Raw genomic sequence first — 17,702 nt, forward strand, 5'->3', positions numbered from 1 at the left:
CGGGTCCGGCTACAACAGGGTTCAGGATCATCCTCGCGCCCTCAGCCCAGCGGGGGAAGCTGAGGGAGCGCGGTGTCGGGGGTGCGGGTCAGGTCGGCGCCGGCGGAGCGGCCGGAGAGCCAGGCGAGGAGGGAGCGGACGGGGCCGCGGACGGTCAGGGCGGGCTCGCCGGTGCCGATCAGGCCGGTGTCCCCGGTGTCCTCGGCGACCAGCTCGACGGCGGGCAGGTCGGCGCCGGCCAGCCTGGCGACGAGCTTGCCGAACTCGGCCACGGCGAAGGTCTCCGACCAGCGGGCGGGGGTGTAGCCGCCGTCCAGGTCGACCAGGTGGTACTCCAGCTCGCCGAGGCGCTTCCAGATGAGCTCCCAGGCGGGGAAGACCGCGCCGGAGCGGTGCCGCACCTCGACGGCCCAGTCCTCGTCGGTCATCAGCGCGGCGGCGGCGAGGAAGCGCTCGTGGGACTCGCGCAGGTCGGCGAGCTGCCCGTCCAGCGGGCGGCCGGCGCCCTCCTGGATGCCCTCCTCGCGGGCGTGCTCGCTGGCGTACTGCGGGATGTCGGTGCCGGTGCGGGCGCCGGTCAGCAGGTTGACCAGGGAGTCGGCGTTGCGGGAGATGTGGGCCAGGACGTGGCCGCGGGTCCAGCCGGGGAGTGCGGAGGGCTCGGCGACGGCCTCCGGCTTGAGCTCGGCGACGGTCTGCAGCAGCTCCCGGGTGCCGGCCTCCACCAGGGCGAGCCGCTCGGCGGCGTGGGCGGCTGCGGACTGCGGGTCGGTCATCGAATCTGCCTTCTGTGCGGGGCGGTGCGTTGCCCGGAGCGGGCCTCGCTCGTTGACCAGTCGACGCTACCGCCGATTCCCGCCCCCTGAGCAGGGGTTTTTCGGTCCGGGTACGGACGGTCCGGCGGGCGCTCTCACTCGTTCGGGTGGACTCGGCTGGACAAAGTCGAGATTCGAACGTCTGAGCTATAGGCTGGCTGCCGCATCCTGGAAGAAGAACACCCCCCACACCGCAAGCCATCTCGTCCGGAGAAAGGCGCCAGAAGCAGTGGCCGACCGCCTCATCGTCCGCGGTGCTCGTGAGCACAACCTCAAGAACGTCTCGCTCGACCTGCCCCGCGACTCCCTCATCGTCTTCACGGGCCTCTCCGGCTCCGGCAAGTCCTCGCTCGCCTTCGACACGATCTTCGCCGAGGGCCAGCGCCGCTACGTCGAGTCGCTGTCCTCCTACGCCCGCCAGTTCCTCGGGCAGATGGACAAGCCCGACGTCGACTTCATCGAAGGCCTCTCCCCGGCCGTCTCGATCGACCAGAAGTCCACCAACCGCAACCCCCGTTCGACCGTCGGCACCATCACCGAGGTCTACGACTACCTGCGCCTGCTGTTCGCCCGGATCGGCAAGCCGCACTGCCCGCACTGCGGCCGCCCGATCGCCAAGCAGTCGCCGCAGGCGATCGTGGACAAGGTGCTGGAGCTCGCCGAGGGCACCCGGTTCCAGGTGCTCAGCCCGGTGGTGCGCGAGCGCAAGGGCGAGTTCGTCGACCTGTTCGCCGACCTCCAGTCCAAGGGCTACTCGCGCGCCCGGGTCGACGGCGAGACGGTCCAGCTCGCCGAGCCGCCGAAGCTCAAGAAGCAGGAGAAGCACACCGTCGAGGTGGTCATCGACCGCCTGACCGTCAAGGAGAGCGCCAAGCGGCGGCTCACCGACTCGGTGGAGACGGCCCTGCGGCTCTCCGGCGGCATGGTCGTGCTCGACTTCGTCGACCTCCCCGAGGGCGACCCGGAGCGCGAGAAGATGTACTCCGAGCACCTCTACTGCCCGTACGACGACGTGTCGTTCGAGGAGCTGGAGCCGCGTTCGTTCTCCTTCAACTCGCCGTTCGGCGCCTGCCCGGACTGCTCGGGCCTGGGCAACCGGATGGAGGTGGACCCGGAGCTGGTCGTGCCGGACGTCGAGCGCTCGCTGGACGAGGGCGCGATCCACCCGTGGTCGGCCGGGCACGCCAAGGAGTACTTCCAGCGCCTGATCGACGCGCTGGCCGGGGAGCTCGGCTTCCGCACCGACATCCCCTGGGCCGGGCTGCCCGCGCGCGCCAAGAAGGCGCTGATGTACGGGCACAAGCACCAGGTGGAGGTCCGCTACCGCAACCGCTTCGGCCGCGAGCGCTCGTACAGCACGGGCTTCGAGGGCGCCGTCCCGTTCATCCAGCGCCGGCACACCGAGGCGGAGAGCGACAGCAGCCGCGAGCGCTTCGAGGGCTACATGCGCGAGGTGCCCTGCCCGACCTGCCAGGGCACCCGGCTCAAGCCGGTGGTGCTCGCGGTCACCGTCGAGGACAGGTCGATCGCCGACGTCTCCTCGATGTCGATCAGCGACTGCGCCGAGTTCCTGGGCGCGATGAAGCTCAACGACCGGGACAAGCAGATCGCCGAGCGGGTCCTCAAGGAGGTCAACGAGCGGCTGCGCTTCCTGGTCGACGTCGGCCTGGACTACCTGTCCCTGGACCGCGCGGCCGGCACCCTGTCCGGCGGCGAGGCCCAGCGCATCCGGCTGGCCACCCAGATCGGCTCCGGCCTGGTCGGCGTGCTGTACGTGCTGGACGAGCCGTCCATCGGCCTGCACCAGCGGGACAACCACCGGCTGATCGAGACGCTGGTGCGGCTGCGCGACATCGGCAACACCCTGATCGTGGTCGAGCACGACGAGGACACCATCAAGACCGCGGACTGGGTGGTGGACATCGGCCCGGGCGCCGGCGAGCACGGCGGCAAGGTGGTGCACTCCGGCGCGTTGAAGGGGCTGCTGGCCAACAAGGAGTCGCTGACCGGGCAGTACCTCTCCGGCAAGCGCTCCATCCCGATCCCGGCCGCCCGCCGCGACCGGGACAAGAAGCGCCAGCTGACGGTGCACGGCGCCCGCGAGCACAACCTCAAGGACGTCACGGTCGGCTTCCCGCTCGGCACCTTCACGGCGATCACCGGCGTCTCCGGCTCCGGCAAGTCCACGCTGGTCAACGACATCCTGTACACCCACCTCGCCCGGGAGCTGAACGGCGCCCGCAGCGTGCCCGGCCGGCACACCCGGATCACCGGCACCGACCTGGTGGACAAGGTGGTGCACGTCGACCAGTCGCCGATCGGCCGCACCCCGCGGTCCAACCCGGCCACCTACACCGGGGTGTTCGACCACGTCCGCCGGCTCTTCGCGGAGACCCAGGAGGCCAAGGTCCGGGGCTACCTGCCCGGCCGGTTCTCCTTCAACGTCAAGGGCGGCCGCTGCGAGAACTGCACCGGTGACGGCACCATCAAGATCGAGATGAACTTCCTGCCGGACGTCTACGTCCCGTGCGAGGTGTGCCACGGCGCCCGGTACAACCGGGAGACGCTGGAGGTCCACTACAAGGGCAAGTCCATCTCCGAGGTGCTGGACATGCCGATCGAGGAGGGGCTGGCCTTCTTCGAGGCCGTCCCGGCGATCGCCCGCCACCTGCGGACGCTCAACGACGTCGGCCTCGGCTACGTCCGGCTCGGCCAGTCCGCGCCGACGCTCTCCGGCGGCGAGGCGCAGCGCGTCAAGCTCGCCTCCGAGCTGCAGAAGCGCTCCACCGGGCGGACGGTCTACGTGCTGGACGAGCCCACCACCGGCCTGCACTTCGAGGACATCAGCAAGCTGATCAAGGTGCTCAGCGGGCTGGTGGACAAGGGCAACACGGTGATCGTGATCGAGCACAACCTCGACGTGATCAAGACCGCCGACTGGGTCGTCGACATGGGCCCCGAGGGCGGCTCCGGCGGAGGCACGGTGGTCGCCGAGGGCACTCCGGAGCAGATCGCGGCCGCTTCGGAGAGCCACACCGGCAAGTTCCTCCGGGACATCCTGCCGGGCGACTTCGCCGACGCCCCGGTCACGGCGCCGGCCAGGAAGGCGCCCGCCAAGAAGGCGGCCGCCAAGGCGGTCGGCACGACGGCCGCCAAGACGGCGGCGGCCAAGAAGGCCCCGAGCAAGCGGGCCGCGGCGGCGAAGAAGTAGCCCCTGCCGGCCCCTGCCGCTCCCGGACGTCCCGCCCTCCCGGACATCCCGGGAGCGGCGGGGCGGGTGCGGCATAGACTTCCGTGGTCCCTCGCAGCAGCAGCACACCGTAGGAGCGCACCGATGTCCGAGGCCCCCGAGACCAGCCCCGCCACCTCCCGCCGCACCCTGCTCTGCGGGGCCGCGGCTGTGTTGGCGGCCGGCGGCACCCTGGCGGTCAGCGGCTGCAGTTCCTCCGCCGGCTCCTCCGACTCCACCAGCGCGCCCAAGGGCCCGGTGGACCTCGGCCCGGCCTCGGCCGTCCCGGTCGGCGGCGGCACGGTGTTCCGCGAGCAGAAGATCGTGGTGACCCAGCCGACCGAGGGCCAGTACAAGGCGTTCAGCGCCAAGTGCACCCACGCCGGCTGCATCGTGGACCAGGTGAAGAAGGAGCAGATCCAGTGCCCCTGCCACGGCAGCCGGTTCGGCATCGCCGACGGCGCGGTGCAGGACGGCCCGGCCCCCAGCCCGCTGCCCGCCTACGCCGTCACGGTCGAGGGCGGCAACCTCAAGGTGACCCCGAGCTGAAGCAGTTGATCGACTTCGAGCCGAACTCGGTACGGTGGACCCATGGCTGACCCGAGCACCTACCGCCCGGCGCCGGGCGCGATCCCGACCTCCCCGGGCGTCTACAAGTTCCGTGACGCCCACGGCCGGGTCATCTACGTCGGCAAGGCCAAGAGCCTGCGGCCGCGGCTGTCGTCCTACTTCCAGGACCTGGCCGGCCTGCACCCGCGCACCGCGACCATGGTCACCACCGCCGCCTCGGTGGAGTGGACCGTGGTCGCCACCGAGGTCGAGGCGCTCCAGCTGGAGTACTCCTGGATCAAGGAGTTCGACCCGCGGTTCAACGTCAAGTACCGCGACGACAAGAGCTATCCGGAACTGGCCGTCACCCTCAACGAGGAGTACCCGCGGGTCCAGGTGATGCGCGGGGCGCACAAGAAGGGCGTGCGCTACTTCGGCCCCTACGGGCACGCCTGGGCGATCCGCGAGACGGTCGACCTGCTGCTGCGCGTCTTCCCCGTCCGCACCTGCTCCAACGGCGTGTTCAAGCGTGCCCGGCAGGTCGGCCGCCCCTGTCTGCTCGGCTACATCGGCAAGTGCGCCGCCCCCTGCGTCGGCAAGGTCTCTCCGGACGAACACCGGGCGCTGGCCGAGGACTTCTGCGACTTCATGGCCGGGCGCACCGGCAACTACCTGCGCCGGCTGGAAGAGCAGATGCAGGAGGCCGCCGCCGAGATGGAGTACGAGAAGGCGGCCCGGCTGCGGGACGACATCGGCGCCCTCAAGCGCGCGATGGAGAAGAACGCCATCGTGCTCGCCGACGCCACCGACGCCGACCTGCTGGCCGTGGCCGAGGACGAACTGGAGGCCGCCGTCCAGATCTTCCACGTCCGCGGCGGCCGGGTGCGCGGCCAGCGCGGCTGGGTCACCGACAAGGTCGAGGACGTGGACACCGCCGGCCTGGTCGAGCACGCCCTCCAGCAGCTCTACGGCGGCGCCGGCCCGGACGAGCGCAACGAGTCCGTCCCGCGCGAGGTGCTCGTCCCCGCCCTGCCCGAACCGGCCGCCCCGGTCCGGGAGTGGCTCAGCGGGCTGCGCGGCAGCCAGGTCGACCTGCGGATCCCGCAGCGCGGCGACAAGAAGGACCTGATGGCCACCGTGCAGCGCAACGCCCAGCACGCGCTGGCCCTGCACAAGACCAAGCGCGCCTCCGACCTCACCACCCGCAGCCGCGCCCTCCAGGAGATCGCCGACGCGCTGGAGCTGGACTCCGTCCCGCTGCGGATCGAGTGCTACGACATCTCCCACCTCCAGGGCGAGGACGTGGTCGCCTCGATGGTCGTCTTCGAGGACGGCCTGGCCCGCAAGAGCGAGTACCGGCGCTTCCAGATCAAGGGCTTCGAGGGCCAGGACGACGTCCGCTCGATGCACGAGGTGATCAGCCGCCGCTTCCGCCGCTACCTCCAGGAGCGCGAGCAGACCGGCGAGTGGGCCGTCCCGGAGGAGCCCGACGAGGACCAGCCCGGCGACGGCCCGCGCACCGAGGACGGCCGCCCCAAGCGCTTCGCCTACCCGCCGCAGCTGCTGGTGGTCGACGGCGGCCAGCCGCAGGTCGCCGCCGCCAGGCGCGCCCTGGACGAACTCGGCATCGACGACGTCGCGCTGTGCGGCCTGGCCAAGCGCCTGGAGGAGGTCTGGCTGCCCGGCGAGGACGACCCGGTCGTGCTGCCCCGCTCCAGCGAGGGCCTCTACCTGCTCCAGCGGGTCCGCGACGAGGCCCACCGCTTCGCGATCGGCTACCAGCGCGCCAAGCGTTCCAAGCGACTCACCGCCGGGGAACTGGACTCCGTCCCGGGCCTCGGCGAGACTCGCCGCCAGGCGCTGCTCAAGCACTTCGGCTCGCTGAAGAAGCTCCGGGCCGCCACCGTCGACGAGCTCTGCGCGGTACCCGGCATCGGGCGCCGCACCGCGGAGACTGTTGCGGCGGCGTTGTCGTCCCGTACACCCGCCGCACCCGCGGTCAACACCGCGACCGGCGAGATCATCGAGGACGGGGCTGACGAAGCCGCTGAGCCGGTGGCCGCAGCACCCCAGACCGCACCATCCCAGGAGACGCCATGACGGCCGACGCCGCCCGTCTGTCGGCGCGCCCCGACCCCGCCCGGCTGTCCGGAACGGGGAAGGGCGGCCGTGCCGTGCGCGTTCTCCCCAGCAGAAAGACCGAGAGCGGGGAACCGAAGTGACCGTGTCAGACGTGGCCGAGAACGCGCCGGAGCTGGTGATCATCTCCGGCATGTCCGGAGCCGGCCGCTCCACCGCCGCGAAGTGCCTGGAGGACCTCGGCTGGTTCGTGGTGGACAACCTGCCGCCGGCCCTGATCCCCACCATGGTCGACCTGGGCGCCCGCTCCCAGGGCAACGTCGCCCGGATCGGCGTGGTCGTGGACGTCCGCGGCCGCCAGTTCTTCGACGACCTGCTCACCTCGCTGGACGAGCTGGAGAAGCGTGGCGTCCGGCTCCGGGTGGTGTTCCTGGACTCCTCCGACGACGCGCTGGTCCGCCGCTTCGAGAGCGTGCGCCGCCCGCACCCGCTGCAGGCCGACGGCCGGATCGTGGACGGCATCGCCCAGGAGCGCGACCTGCTGCGCGACCTGCGCGGCGAGGCCGACCTGGTGATCGACACCTCCAACCTCAACGTGCACCAGCTGCGCGCCAAGCTGGACGCCCAGTTCGCCGACCACGACGAGCCCGAGCTGCGCGCCACCGTGATGTCCTTCGGCTTCAAGTACGGCCTGCCGGTCGACGCCGACCTGGTGGTGGACTGCCGCTTCCTGCCGAACCCGCACTGGGTGCCCGAGCTGCGGGCCCGTACCGGCACCGACTCGGACGTCGCCGACTACGTGTTCCAGCAGCCCGGTGCCAACGAGTTCCTGAACGGTTACGCCGAGCTGCTGCGCATCGTCACCGAGGGTTACCGCCGGGAGGGGAAGCGCTACATGACGCTTGCCGTAGGCTGCACCGGTGGCAAGCACCGCAGCGTCGCCATGTCCGAGCGTCTGACCAAGCGTCTCATCGCCGACGGAGTCGAGACGGTGCTCGTCCACCGTGACATGGGTCGGGAATAACCGCCGCCTTCCCTGCCGGAGACCCCGGCGGAGCCGGTGGCGGCGCCGAGGAACGCGAGGTGATGTGTGGCGGGATACGTGCCCGGGCGGCAGCCGCAGAGCAGGACCGGAGAACGGGTGGGAAGCCCTTCGCCGAGTCGTCCGCGGAGCAGTCCCGCCCGGGCCAATCCGGCCCCCAGGATCACCGCGCTCGGCGGCGGCCAGGGCCTGTCCGCCTCGCTGTCCGCGCTGCGCCGGCTCACCAGTGACCTCACCGCGGTGGTCACCGTCGCCGACGACGGCGGCTCCAGCGGGCGGCTGCGCGAGGAGCTGGGGGTGCTGCCGCCCGGTGACCTGCGCAAGGCGCTGGCCGCGCTGTGCGGGGACGACGACTGGGGCCGCACCTGGTCCGAGGTGATCCAGCAGCGCTTCACCGGCAACGGCGAGCTGGGCGGCCACGCCGTCGGCAACCTGCTGATCGTGGCGCTGTGGGAGAAGCTCGGCGACCCGGTGGCGGCGCTGGACTGGGTCGGCCGGCTGCTGAACGTCCAGGGCCGGGTGCTGCCGATGTCGGCGGTGCCGCTGGACATCGAGGCGACCGTGCGCGGCCACGACCCGGCCCGCCCGGCCGAGGTCACGGCCGTCCGCGGCCAGGCCGACGTGGCCGTCACCCCCGGCACGGTGCAGTCGATCCGGCTGCTGCCGGACGAGCCGCCGGCCGTCCCGGAGGCGGTCACGGCGGTCCGGGAGGCGGACTGGGTGGTGCTCGGACCCGGTTCCTGGTTCACCAGCGTGCTGCCGCACCTGCTGGTGCCCGAGCTGGCCAAGGCGCTGGTCGAGACCCGCGCCCGCCGCCTGCTCACGCTGAACCTGGCCCCGCAGCCGGGGGAGACCGAGGGCTTCACCCCGCAGCGTCACCTGGAGGTCATCGCCGACCACGCTCCCGACCTCGCGGTGGATGCGATCCTGGTGGACGAGCGCGCCGTCACCGGCGGCGCCTTCGGCCAGGCGGACCTGGCCGGACTGGAGAAGGCCGCCGAGCGGATGGGCGCCGCTCTGGTGCTCGGCACGGTGGCCCGCACCGACGGCACCCCGCGACACGACCCGGAGCTGTTGGCAGCCGCGTACGACCGGATTTTCCGGACACATGGAAGGATCGGGCCATGGCGATGACTCCAGCGGTGAAGGACGAGATCAGCCGGCTCCCGGTCACCCGGGCCTGCTGTCGCAAGGCTGAGGTGTCGGCGATCCTGCGGTTCGCGGGCGGGCTGCACATCGTGAGCGGCCGCATCGTGATCGAGGCGGAGCTGGACACCGGCGCGGCGGCGCGGCGGCTGCGCAAGGACCTGCTGGAGATCTTCGGGCACTCCTCCGACCTCGTGGTGATGGCGCCCGGCGGGCTGCGGCGCGGCAGCCGCTTCGTCGTCCGGGTCGTCAAGGACGGCGAGCTGCTGGCCCGCCAGACCGGCCTGGTGGACGGCCGTGGCCGGCCGATCCGGGGCCTGCCCCCGGCGGTCGTCTCCGGGGCCACCTGCGACGCCGAGGCCGCCTGGCGCGGGGCCTTCCTGGCGCACGGCTCGCTCACCGAGCCGGGCCGCTCCTCCTCGCTGGAGATCACCTGCCCCGGCTCCGAGGCGGCGCTGGCCCTGGTCGGCGCGGCCCGCCGGCTCGGCATCCCGGCCAAGGCCCGCGAGGTGCGCGGGGTGGACCGGGTGGTCATCCGCGACGGTGACGCGATCGGCGCGCTGCTGACCCGCCTGGGGGCGCACGAGTCGGTGCTCGCCTGGGAGGAGCGCCGGATGCGGCGCGAGGTCCGGGCCACCGCCAACCGGCTCGCCAACTTCGACGACGCCAACCTGCGCCGCTCGGCCCGCGCCGCGGTGGCGGCCGGCGCCCGGGTGCAGCGCGCGCTGGAGATCCTCGGCGAGGAGGTGCCCGAGCACCTCGCCGCGGCCGGCCAGCTGCGGATGCAGCACAAGCAGGCCTCGCTGGAGGAGCTGGGCGCGCTCGCCGACCCGCCGCTGACCAAGGACGCGGTGGCCGGCCGGATCCGCCGCCTGCTGGCGATGGCCGACAAGCGCGCCGCCGAGCTCGGCCTGCCGAGCACCGAGGCCAACCTGACCGACGAGATGGCGCTCAACTGAGCTGACCGATCTACGGCCGGTGTCCGGATTCCGGGCACCGGCCGTCGTCGTGTCCGGGGTCGGACGGGGGTCGGACGGCGAACCGAAATTGGTCAAGACCACTTGACCAGGACCAACGGCCCGGGTGGGCAAGGACGGAGGGCCCCGCAACTCGCCACGCCGCGTCTTGCCAGGTGGCGCGATGTGCCCTCCCAGGGTCCGGAGAGGTAGGGTCGTAGGCGGTCGGGGACTTCCCAAATCTCATCCCCGTCGGCTCAGCGCCGGCGTACCTAACGAGGAGATCGGTTCGTGACGATCCGGGTAGGCATCAACGGCTTCGGCCGCATCGGCCGCAACTTCTTCCGCGCTGTCAAGGCCCAGGGCGCGGACATCGAGATCGTCGGTGTCAACGACCTCACCGACACGAAGACCCTGGCCCACCTGCTCAAGTACGACACCACCCTGGGGACCCTCCAGGCCGAGGTCTCGCACACCGACGACAGCATCACCGTCGACGGCCACACCTTCAAGGTGACCGCCGAGCGTGACCCGGCCAACCTGCCGTGGGCCGCCCTGGGCGTCGACATCGTCGTCGAGTCCACCGGCATCTTCACCAAGGCCGAGGCTGCGAAGAAGCACCTCGCCGCCGGCGCGAAGAAGGTCATCATCTCGGCCCCCGCCACCGACGAGGACGTCACCATCGTCCTGGGTGTCAACGACGAGAAGTACGACGCCGCCAACCACCACATCATCTCCAACGCCTCCTGCACCACGAACTGCGTGGCGCCGATGGCGAAGGTGCTGAACGAGAGCTTCGGCATCGTCAAGGGTCTGATGACCACCGTCCACGCGTTCACCAACGACCAGGTGACCCTGGACTTCCCGCACAAGGACCTGCGCCGTGCTCGTGCGGCCTCGCAGAACATCATCCCGACCTCGACGGGTGCCGCCAAGGCGACCGCCCTGGTCCTGCCGGAGCTGAAGGGCAAGCTGGACGGCACCTCGCTGCGCGTCCCGGTCCCGACCGGTTCCATCACCGACCTGGTCGTCACGCTGGAGCGCGAGGTCACCAAGGAGGAGGTCAACGCGGCCTTCCAGAAGGCGGCGGAGGGTTCCCTCAAGGGCATCCTGGCCTACACCGAGGACCCGATCGTGTCGTCGGACATCGTCAACGACCCGGCCTCCTGCATCTTCGACTCGCAGCTCACCATGGTCCAGGGCAACCAGGTCAAGGTGCTCGGCTGGTACGACAACGAGTGGGGCTACTCGAACCGCGTCGTGGACCTGGTCACCCTCGTCGGTGGCCAGCTCTGACGCAGTGGGAGCTGACGTGATGTAAGGGCGAGGGCCCGGACGGCGACAACGCGCCGACCGGGCCCTCGTTCTGCGTACTAGGACTTCTCAGGCGGCCCCTGCGCCGTGCCGCCTCTGCGCATCAACCATCTCCCCAGGAGACAGAAGAACCCGTGAAGACCATCGAAGACCTGGACGTCGCCGGCAAGCGCGTCTTCGTGCGCGCCGACCTCAACGTCCCGCTGTCGGACGGCCGGATCACCGACGACGGCCGGATCCGCGCCGTGGCACCGACCATCGCCAAGCTCGTCGAGCGCGGCGCCAAGGTCGTCGTCGCCTCCCACCTCGGCCGCCCCAAGGGCGAGCCGGACCCGCAGTTCTCGCTCGCCCCGGTCGCCGAGCGCCTCGGCGAGATCCTCGGCAAGCCGGTCGCCTTCGCCGCCGACACCGTCGGCGAGTCCGCCGCGGCCGCCGTCGCCGGGCTGGCCGACGGCGAGGTCGCGCTGCTGGAGAACCTGCGCTTCAACGCCGGTGAGACCAGCAAGGACGACGCCGAGCGCAAGGCCTTCGCCGAGCAGCTGGCCGCCCTGGCGGACCTCTACGTCGGCGACGGCTTCGGTGCCGTGCACCGCAAGCACGCCTCCGTCTACGACCTGCCCGGCCTGCTGCCGCACGCCGTCGGCGACCTGATCGCCACCGAGGTCGGCGTGCTGAAGCGCCTCACCGAGGAGGTCGAGCGCCCGTACGTGGTGGTGCTCGGCGGCTCCAAGGTGTCGGACAAGGTCGGCGTGATCGACAACCTGCTCGGCAAGGCCGACCGCATCCTGATCGGCGGCGGCATGGCGTACACCTTCCTGTACGCGCTGGGCAACGAGGTCGGCATCTCGCTGCTGCAGAAGGACCAGGTCGACACCGTCCTGGAGTACCTGGAGCGGGCGAAGCAGAACGGCGTCGAGTTCGTCCTGCCGGTGGACGTCGCGGTCTCCGCGTCCTTCCCCGACACCAAGACCCACGCGCCGGTCGAGGACTTCGAGATCGTCGACGCGGACAAGATCCCCGCGGACAAGGAGGGCCTGGACATCGGCCCGAAGACCCGCGAGCTGTTCGCCTCGAAGCTGGCCGACGCCAAGACCGTGTTCTGGAACGGCCCGGTGGGCGTCTTCGAGCACCCGACCTTCGCCGAGGGCACCAAGGCCGTCGCCCAGGCCCTGGTCGACAGCGACGCGTTCACCGTGGTCGGCGGCGGCGACTCCGCCGCGGCCGTCCGCATCCTGGGCTTCGACGAGAACGCCTTCGGACACATCTCGACCGGCGGTGGCGCGAGCCTCGAGTACCTGGAGGGCAAGACCCTCCCCGGTCTCGCCGCCCTGGAAGGCTGAAAGCATGACTGAGCGTCTCCCGCTGATGGCGGGCAACTGGAAGATGAACCTCAACCACCTCGAGGCCATCCAGCACACCCAGAAGCTGGCGTTCGCGCTGGCCGACAAGGACTACGAGGCCGTCGAGGTCGCCGTCCTGGTGCCGTTCACCGACCTGCGGTCGGTGCAGACCCTGGTCTTCGGCGACAAGCTGAAGATCAAGTACGGCTCGCAGGACATCTCGCAGCACGACGGCGGCGCCTACACCGGCGAGGTCTCCGGCCCGATGCTGGCCAAGCTCCAGTGCACCTACGCGGTGATCGGCCACTCGGAGCGCCGCCAGTACCACGGCGAGGACGAGGCGATCGTCAACGCCAAGGTCAAGGCCGCCTACCGGGCCGGGGTCACCCCGATCCTGTGCATCGGCGAGCCGCTGGAGATCCGCAAGGCCGGCACCCACGTCGCGCACACCCTGGCCCAGCTGGACGGCGCCCTGGAGGGCGTCCCGGCGGACCAGGCCGAGTCGATCGTGGTCGCGTACGAGCCGGTCTGGGCGATCGGCACCGGCGAGGTGGCCACCCCGGAGGACGCGCAGGAGGTCTGCGCCGCGATCCGGGCCCGTCTCGCCGAGCTGTACAGCGCCGAGCTGGCCGACAAGGTCCGTGTGCTGTACGGCGGTTCGGTCAAGTCGTCGAGCGCGGCCGGCCTGATGGCCAAGCCCGACATCGACGGCGGTCTGATCGGCGGTGCCTCGCTGGACGCCGATGAGTTCGTCAAGATCGTGCGCTACCGTGAGCAGGCAGTAGGCTAACGCCGCCGCAGCAACGTAGGCTTTGGGGCCGGACCGCCGACAGCGGTCCGGCCCCGTCGCCGAAGATACGAGAGAGTTGGTCCGGTCGTGGTTCTCGGGTTCTCGATTGCCCTGATCATCTTCAGCCTGCTGATGATCCTGCTGGTGCTGCTGCACAAGGGGAAGGGCGGCGGCCTGTCGGACATGTTCGGTGGCGGTGCCATGTCCACCGGTGGCGGTTCGGCGGTGGCCGAGCGCAACCTGGACCGCATCACCATCGTGGTCGGCGTCGGCTGGTTCGCCTCCATCATGGCGCTGGGCCTGGTCCTGAAGTACAAGAGCTGACGCAGCCCTGACGCCCCGTCGCCCGAGCGCCTATCCTGGGACGGTCGGGGGCGGAGGCGATGGTGGCGGAGGCTTAAGTCCTGCTTACACTAGGACGACTTTCGCCACCGACGCGCACCGCGGCGGGTCGGCGCACCAGTACGCAGGGAGTCAGACCGTGGCAAGTGGCAACGCCATCCGTGGGAGCAGGGTCGGGGCAGGCCCGATGGGGGAAGCGGAGCGCGGCGAGTCCGCTCCGCGCAGCAGGATCTCCTTCTGGTGCGCCAACAAGCACGAGACGCGCCCCAGCTTCGCCGCCGAGGCCGTCATCCCGGAGACCTGGGACTGCCCGCGCTGCGGCTTCCCGGCCGGGCAGGACGAGCACAACCCGCCGGCGCCCTCGCGCAACGAGCCCTACAAGACCCACCTCGCCTACGTCCGGGAGCGGCGCACCGACGCCGACGGCGAGGCGATCCTCGCCGAGGCGCTGGCCAAGCTGCGCGGCGAGATCTGACCTCGCGGGCGGGCTGCGCGCGAGCGGGCCGGAGGTGTGCGCGAGCGGGCTGAACGGGCGCGCAGGAGCGCCTGAGACGCGGAAAGGGCGCCACCGTCGAGTGACGGTGGCGCCCTTCGGCGTTCTCCGCTAGGCCGAGGCCGGCGGGTACAGCTGGGCCGGGATCCGCTCCGCGGCGGCGCGGTCCAGCAGCCACAGGGTGCGGCTGCGGCCGTACGCGCCGGAGGCGGGCGCCTGGAGCTCACCGGGGCCGGACAGGGCCAGCGCGACCGCGCCCGCCTTGTCCTCGCCGGCGGCCAGCAGCCAGACCTCGCGGGCCGCCCGGATCGCCGGGAGGGTGAGCGAGATCCGGGTCGGCGGGGGCTTGGGGGCCCCGCGCACGCCGATCACGGTCAGCTCGGTCTCCCGCACGCCCGGGTGCTCCGGGAAGAGCGAGGCGACGTGGGTGTCCGGGCCGACGCCGAGCAGCAGCACGTCGAAGGCCGGGACGCCGAACCGGTCGCCCGGCTCGGCGGCCTTCGCCAGCTCCTGCGCGTAGCGGGCGGCGGCGGCCTCCACGTCCGAGCCGTCCACCCCGTCCGAGGCGGGCATCTCGTGCACCCGCGCCGGGTCGAGCGGGACGGCGTCCAGCAGTTCGGCGCGGGCCTGGACGGCGTTGCGGTCCGGGTCGGCGGCGGAGACGAAGCGCTCGTCGCCCCACCACAGGTCCAGCCGGCCCCAGTCGACCGCGTCGCGCGCCGGGGAGGCGGCGATCGCGGCCAGCAGGGCGTTGCCGTTGCGGCCGCCGGTGAGCACCACCGAGGCGGTGCCGCGGGCGGCCTGGGCGTCCACGATCCGGGTGATCAGCCGGGCCGCGGCCGCCTGGGCCATCAGCTCCTTGTCCCGGTGGACGACCAGCTGCGGGGTCGCGGCCGTCATGCGCTGCCCTTGGCGGCGCGCTTGCCCGCGGGCTTCTTGGCGGTCGGCTTGTCCGCGTCGGCGGTCACCCGGGCCGGATTGGCCACCGCGCCGTCGGCCACCGGCTCGGCCGCGGCCGGGTCGGCCGCGGCCGGGTCGGCCGCGGCCGGGTCGGCCCCCGCCGGGTCGGCGTCGGCCGCCGGGTCGGCCGCCGAGGTGCTCGCCCCGGAGGGCTCGCGCAGCCGGTCGACGGGCGTGCGCACGGCCGTCGAGTAGATGTCGTCCGGGTCGAGCCGGCGCAGCTCCTCGGCGATCAGCTCGGCGGTCTCGCGCCGCTTGAGCGCCACCTGGCGGTCCGGCGAGCCGGGCATCGAGAGGGTGCCCATCAGGCCGTCCGGGCGGTCCAGGGTGATGTCCCCGTCCTTGGTGCGCAGGTGCACCGCGGTGATGCCGGGGCCGCCGGTGACGACCCGCTCGACCGGCACGTGCAGCCGGTTGAGCAGCCACAGGCCGAGCAGCTCGACGCTGGGGTTGTAGGACTCGCCCTCGACCACCACCGAGTGGATGGCGGACGGCCGCTGGTCCAGCGCGGCGGCCAGCATGGAGCGCCAGCCGGTGATCCGGGTCCAGGCCAGGTCGGTGTCGCCCGGGGTGTAGCTCTGGGCCCGCTGGGCGAGCTGGCCGACCGGGGACTCGGCGGTGACCGTGTCGGTGATCCGGCGCTGGGCGAGCGCGCCCAGCGGGTCCTGAGCCGGGTGCTGCGGCGCGTTGTCCGGCCACCAGACCACGGTCGGGGCGTCCGGGAGCAGCAGCGGCAGGACCACCGACTGGGCGTGCGAGGCGAGTTCGCCGTGCATGCGCAGGATGACCGTTTCTCCGGAGCCGGCGTCCGTGCCGACCAGGATCTCGGCGTCCAGCCGGGTCTCGGCGCGGGCCCGGGGCGAGCGGCCGGCGCGCTTGATCACCGCGAGGGTGCGCATCGGGTGCTCGCGGGAGGCGTCGTTGGCGGCCTTGAGGGCGTCGTAGGCGCTGCCCTCGTCGGTCACGATCACCAGGGTGAGCACCATGCCGGCGGCGGTGGAGCCGCTGGTCCGGCGCGCCTCCATCAGCGCGGCGTTGATCTTGCTGGACGTCGTGTTGGTGAGGTCGATCTTCATGGCCGGCGCCAGCTCCTGCCGTCTCGTGCGAGCATCTCGTCCGCCTCGGTGGGGCCCCAGGTGCCCGCCGCGTACTGGGCGGGCTTGCCGTGGGCGTCCCAGTACTTCTCGATCGGGTCGAGGATCTGCCAGGAGAGCTCGACCTCCTGGTGCCGCGGGAACAGGTTGGCGTCGCCGAGCAGCACGTCGAGGATGAGCCGCTCGTACGCCTCCGGGCTGGACTCGGTGAAGGACTCGCCGTAGGCGAAGTCCATCGTGACGTCCCGGACCTCGAAGGAGGTGCCCGGCACCTTGGAGCCGAACCGCACCGTCACGCCCTCGTCCGGCTGGACCCGGATGACCAGGGCGTTCTGCCCCAGCTCCTCGGTCGCGTAGGAGTCGAACGGCAGGTACGGGGCGCGCTGGAAGACCACCGCGATCTCGGTGACCCGGCGGCCCAGCCGCTTGCCGGTGCGCAGGTAGAACGGCACGCCCGCCCAGCGGCGGTTGTTGATCTCCAGCTTGATGGCCGCGTAGGTGTCGGTCTTGGAGTCCGGGCTGATGCCGTCCTCGTCCAGGTAGCCGACCACCTCCTCGCCGCCCTGCCAGCCGGCCGCGTACTGGCCGCGCACGGTGTGCCGGCCGAGGTCGGCCGGGAGCTTGACGGCGCTGAGCACCTTGAGCTTCTCGGCCACCAGCGCCTTCGGGTGGAAGGACGCGGGCTCCTCGATGGCGGTGAGCGCCATCAGCTGCAGCAGGTGGTTCTGGATGACGTCACGGGCGGAGCCGATGCCGTCGTAGTAGCCGGCCCGGCCGCCGATGCCGATGTCCTCGGCCATGGTGATCTGCACGTGGTCGACGTACGACCGGTTCCAGATCGGCTCGAACATCTGGTTGGCGAAGCGCAGCGCCAGGATGTTCTGGACCGTCTCCTTGCCCAGGTAGTGGTCGATCCGGAAGACCTCGTCGCGAGGGAAGACCTCGTGGACGACCTTGTTGAGCTCCTGGGCGCTCTCCAGGTCGTGGCCGAAGGGCTTCTCGATGACGGCGCGGCGCCAGGAGCCCTGCGGCGGGTCGGCCAGGCCGTGCTTCTTGAGCTGCTGGACGACCGTCGGGAAGAACTTCGGCGGGACGGACAGGTAGAAGGCGAAGTTGCCGCCGGTGCCCTGGGCCTTGTCCAGCTCCTCGATGGTCTCGCGGAGCTTGTCGAAGGCCTCGTCGTCGTCGAAGGTGCCCTGGACGAAGCGCATGCCCTTGGCGAGCTGCTGCCAGACCTCCTCCCGGAACTGGGTCCGGGCGTGCTCCTTGACCGCGTCGTGGACCTCCTTGGCGAAGTCCTCGTCCTCCCACTCGCGGCGGGCGAAGCCCACCAGGGAGAAGCCCGGCGGCAGCAGACCCCGGTTGGCCAGGTCGTAGATGGCCGGCATCAGCTTCTTGCGGGACAGGTCGCCGGTGACCCCGAAGATGACCAGGCCGGACGGCCCCGCGATGCGCGGGAGCCGCCGGTCGGAGGGGTCACGAAGCGGGTTGACGGGGGCGGGCGGGAGGTCGTCCGCGTCCGATTCCGACGTCAACTCAGGGAAATCAGTGCT

15 protein-coding genes are annotated in these 17,702 nt (G+C 71.6%); 11 read left to right on the top strand and 4 right to left on the bottom strand.

The window, feature by feature from the left end:
* Positions 1–41: 41 nt before the first annotated feature.
* Positions 42–776: a maleylpyruvate isomerase family mycothiol-dependent enzyme gene (locus ACFVXG_RS22690; protein WP_387930101.1), complete on the bottom strand. Its 735-nt coding sequence runs from the start codon at positions 774–776 to the stop codon at positions 42–44.
* A 268-nt stretch (positions 777–1,044) separates the two neighbouring features.
* Between ACFVXG_RS22690 and uvrA the strand changes: the two genes are divergently transcribed.
* The 11 genes from uvrA to ACFVXG_RS22745 all read left to right on the top strand — a co-directional run bounded on the left by uvrA (position 1,045) and on the right by ACFVXG_RS22745 (position 14,077).
* Positions 1,045–4,026, top strand: coding sequence for an excinuclease ABC subunit UvrA (uvrA, locus tag ACFVXG_RS22695; RefSeq protein ID WP_387930103.1), 2,982 nt, complete (start codon positions 1,045–1,047; stop codon positions 4,024–4,026).
* Between the two features lie 123 nt (positions 4,027–4,149).
* Positions 4,150–4,593 carry a Rieske (2Fe-2S) protein gene (locus ACFVXG_RS22700; protein WP_387930105.1) on the top strand — a complete coding sequence of 148 codons (444 nt, stop codon included), beginning with the start codon at positions 4,150–4,152 and terminating at the stop codon, positions 4,591–4,593.
* Between the two features lie 42 nt (positions 4,594–4,635).
* Entirely contained in the window at positions 4,636–6,693 is a 2,058-nt protein-coding gene (gene uvrC / locus ACFVXG_RS22705) for an excinuclease ABC subunit UvrC (RefSeq protein WP_387930107.1), read from the top strand.
* A 118-nt stretch (positions 6,694–6,811) separates the two neighbouring features.
* A complete protein-coding gene (gene rapZ, locus ACFVXG_RS22710) occupies positions 6,812–7,696 on the top strand; it encodes an RNase adapter RapZ (protein ID WP_375888361.1) in 885 nt (294 codons plus the stop codon).
* A 66-nt stretch (positions 7,697–7,762) separates the two neighbouring features.
* Positions 7,763–8,848 carry a uridine diphosphate-N-acetylglucosamine-binding protein YvcK gene (gene yvcK, locus ACFVXG_RS22715; RefSeq protein ID WP_387930109.1) on the top strand — a complete coding sequence of 362 codons (1,086 nt, stop codon included), beginning with the start codon at positions 7,763–7,765 and terminating at the stop codon, positions 8,846–8,848.
* Positions 8,839–9,819: a DNA-binding protein WhiA gene (gene whiA / locus ACFVXG_RS22720; RefSeq protein WP_188308910.1), complete on the top strand. Its 981-nt coding sequence runs from the start codon at positions 8,839–8,841 to the stop codon at positions 9,817–9,819. The genes yvcK and whiA overlap by 10 nt, the downstream gene beginning before the upstream one ends.
* A gap of 288 nt (positions 9,820–10,107) precedes the next feature.
* Entirely contained in the window at positions 10,108–11,112 is a 1,005-nt protein-coding gene (gene gap, locus ACFVXG_RS22725; RefSeq protein ID WP_387930111.1) for a type I glyceraldehyde-3-phosphate dehydrogenase, read from the top strand.
* 152 nt (positions 11,113–11,264) lie between these two features.
* The gene (locus ACFVXG_RS22730; protein ID WP_387930113.1) at positions 11,265–12,470 is read left to right on the top strand and encodes a phosphoglycerate kinase; all 1,206 of its coding nucleotides are present in this window, start codon (positions 11,265–11,267) and stop codon (positions 12,468–12,470) included.
* 4 nt (positions 12,471–12,474) lie between these two features.
* Entirely contained in the window at positions 12,475–13,260 is a 786-nt protein-coding gene (gene tpiA / locus ACFVXG_RS22735; protein WP_387930115.1) for a triose-phosphate isomerase, read from the top strand.
* Between the two features lie 87 nt (positions 13,261–13,347).
* Positions 13,348–13,584, top strand: coding sequence for a preprotein translocase subunit SecG (gene secG / locus ACFVXG_RS22740; protein WP_375888373.1), 237 nt, complete (start codon positions 13,348–13,350; stop codon positions 13,582–13,584).
* 205 nt (positions 13,585–13,789) lie between these two features.
* Entirely contained in the window at positions 13,790–14,077 is a 288-nt protein-coding gene (locus tag ACFVXG_RS22745; RefSeq protein WP_254553118.1) for an RNA polymerase-binding protein RbpA, read from the top strand.
* A 129-nt stretch (positions 14,078–14,206) separates the two neighbouring features.
* Here the strand turns inward: ACFVXG_RS22745 and pgl are convergent, their stop codons facing one another.
* The 3 genes from pgl to zwf are packed head-to-tail and all read right to left on the bottom strand — an operon-like array spanning position 14,207 to position 17,684.
* Entirely contained in the window at positions 14,207–14,995 is a 789-nt protein-coding gene (gene pgl / locus ACFVXG_RS22750) for a 6-phosphogluconolactonase (protein ID WP_387930118.1), read from the bottom strand.
* A complete protein-coding gene (gene opcA, locus ACFVXG_RS22755) occupies positions 14,992–16,131 on the bottom strand; it encodes a glucose-6-phosphate dehydrogenase assembly protein OpcA (RefSeq protein ID WP_387930119.1) in 1,140 nt (379 codons plus the stop codon). The genes pgl and opcA overlap by 4 nt, the downstream gene beginning before the upstream one ends.
* Positions 16,128–17,684, bottom strand: a complete 1,557-nt coding sequence (gene zwf, locus ACFVXG_RS22760) for a glucose-6-phosphate dehydrogenase (RefSeq protein ID WP_387930121.1) — start codon at positions 17,682–17,684, stop codon at positions 16,128–16,130. Before zwf ends, opcA begins: the two co-directional genes overlap by 4 nt.
* Positions 17,685–17,702 lie beyond the last annotated feature (18 nt).

Source organism: Kitasatospora sp. NPDC058162, assembly GCF_042884005.1.
In the GTDB taxonomy this organism is placed as follows: domain Bacteria; phylum Actinomycetota; class Actinomycetes; order Streptomycetales; family Streptomycetaceae; genus Kitasatospora.

Excerpts from the sequence above, each read along its gene's own strand:
- ACFVXG_RS22690 (WP_387930101.1), bottom strand. The coding sequence starts at position 776 with ATGACCGACCCGCAGTCCGCAGCCGCCCACGCCGCCGAGCGGCTCGCC.
- ACFVXG_RS22700 (WP_387930105.1), top strand. The coding sequence starts at position 4,150 with ATGTCCGAGGCCCCCGAGACCAGCCCCGCCACCTCCCGCCGCACCCTG.
- uvrC (WP_387930107.1), top strand. The coding sequence starts at position 4,636 with ATGGCTGACCCGAGCACCTACCGCCCGGCGCCGGGCGCGATCCCGACC.
- whiA (WP_188308910.1), top strand. The coding sequence starts at position 8,839 with ATGGCGATGACTCCAGCGGTGAAGGACGAGATCAGCCGGCTCCCGGTC.
- tpiA (WP_387930115.1), top strand. The coding sequence starts at position 12,475 with ATGACTGAGCGTCTCCCGCTGATGGCGGGCAACTGGAAGATGAACCTC.
- ACFVXG_RS22745 (WP_254553118.1), top strand. The coding sequence starts at position 13,790 with ATGGGGGAAGCGGAGCGCGGCGAGTCCGCTCCGCGCAGCAGGATCTCC.
- pgl (WP_387930118.1), bottom strand. The coding sequence starts at position 14,995 with ATGACGGCCGCGACCCCGCAGCTGGTCGTCCACCGGGACAAGGAGCTG.
- opcA (WP_387930119.1), bottom strand. The coding sequence starts at position 16,131 with ATGAAGATCGACCTCACCAACACGACGTCCAGCAAGATCAACGCCGCG.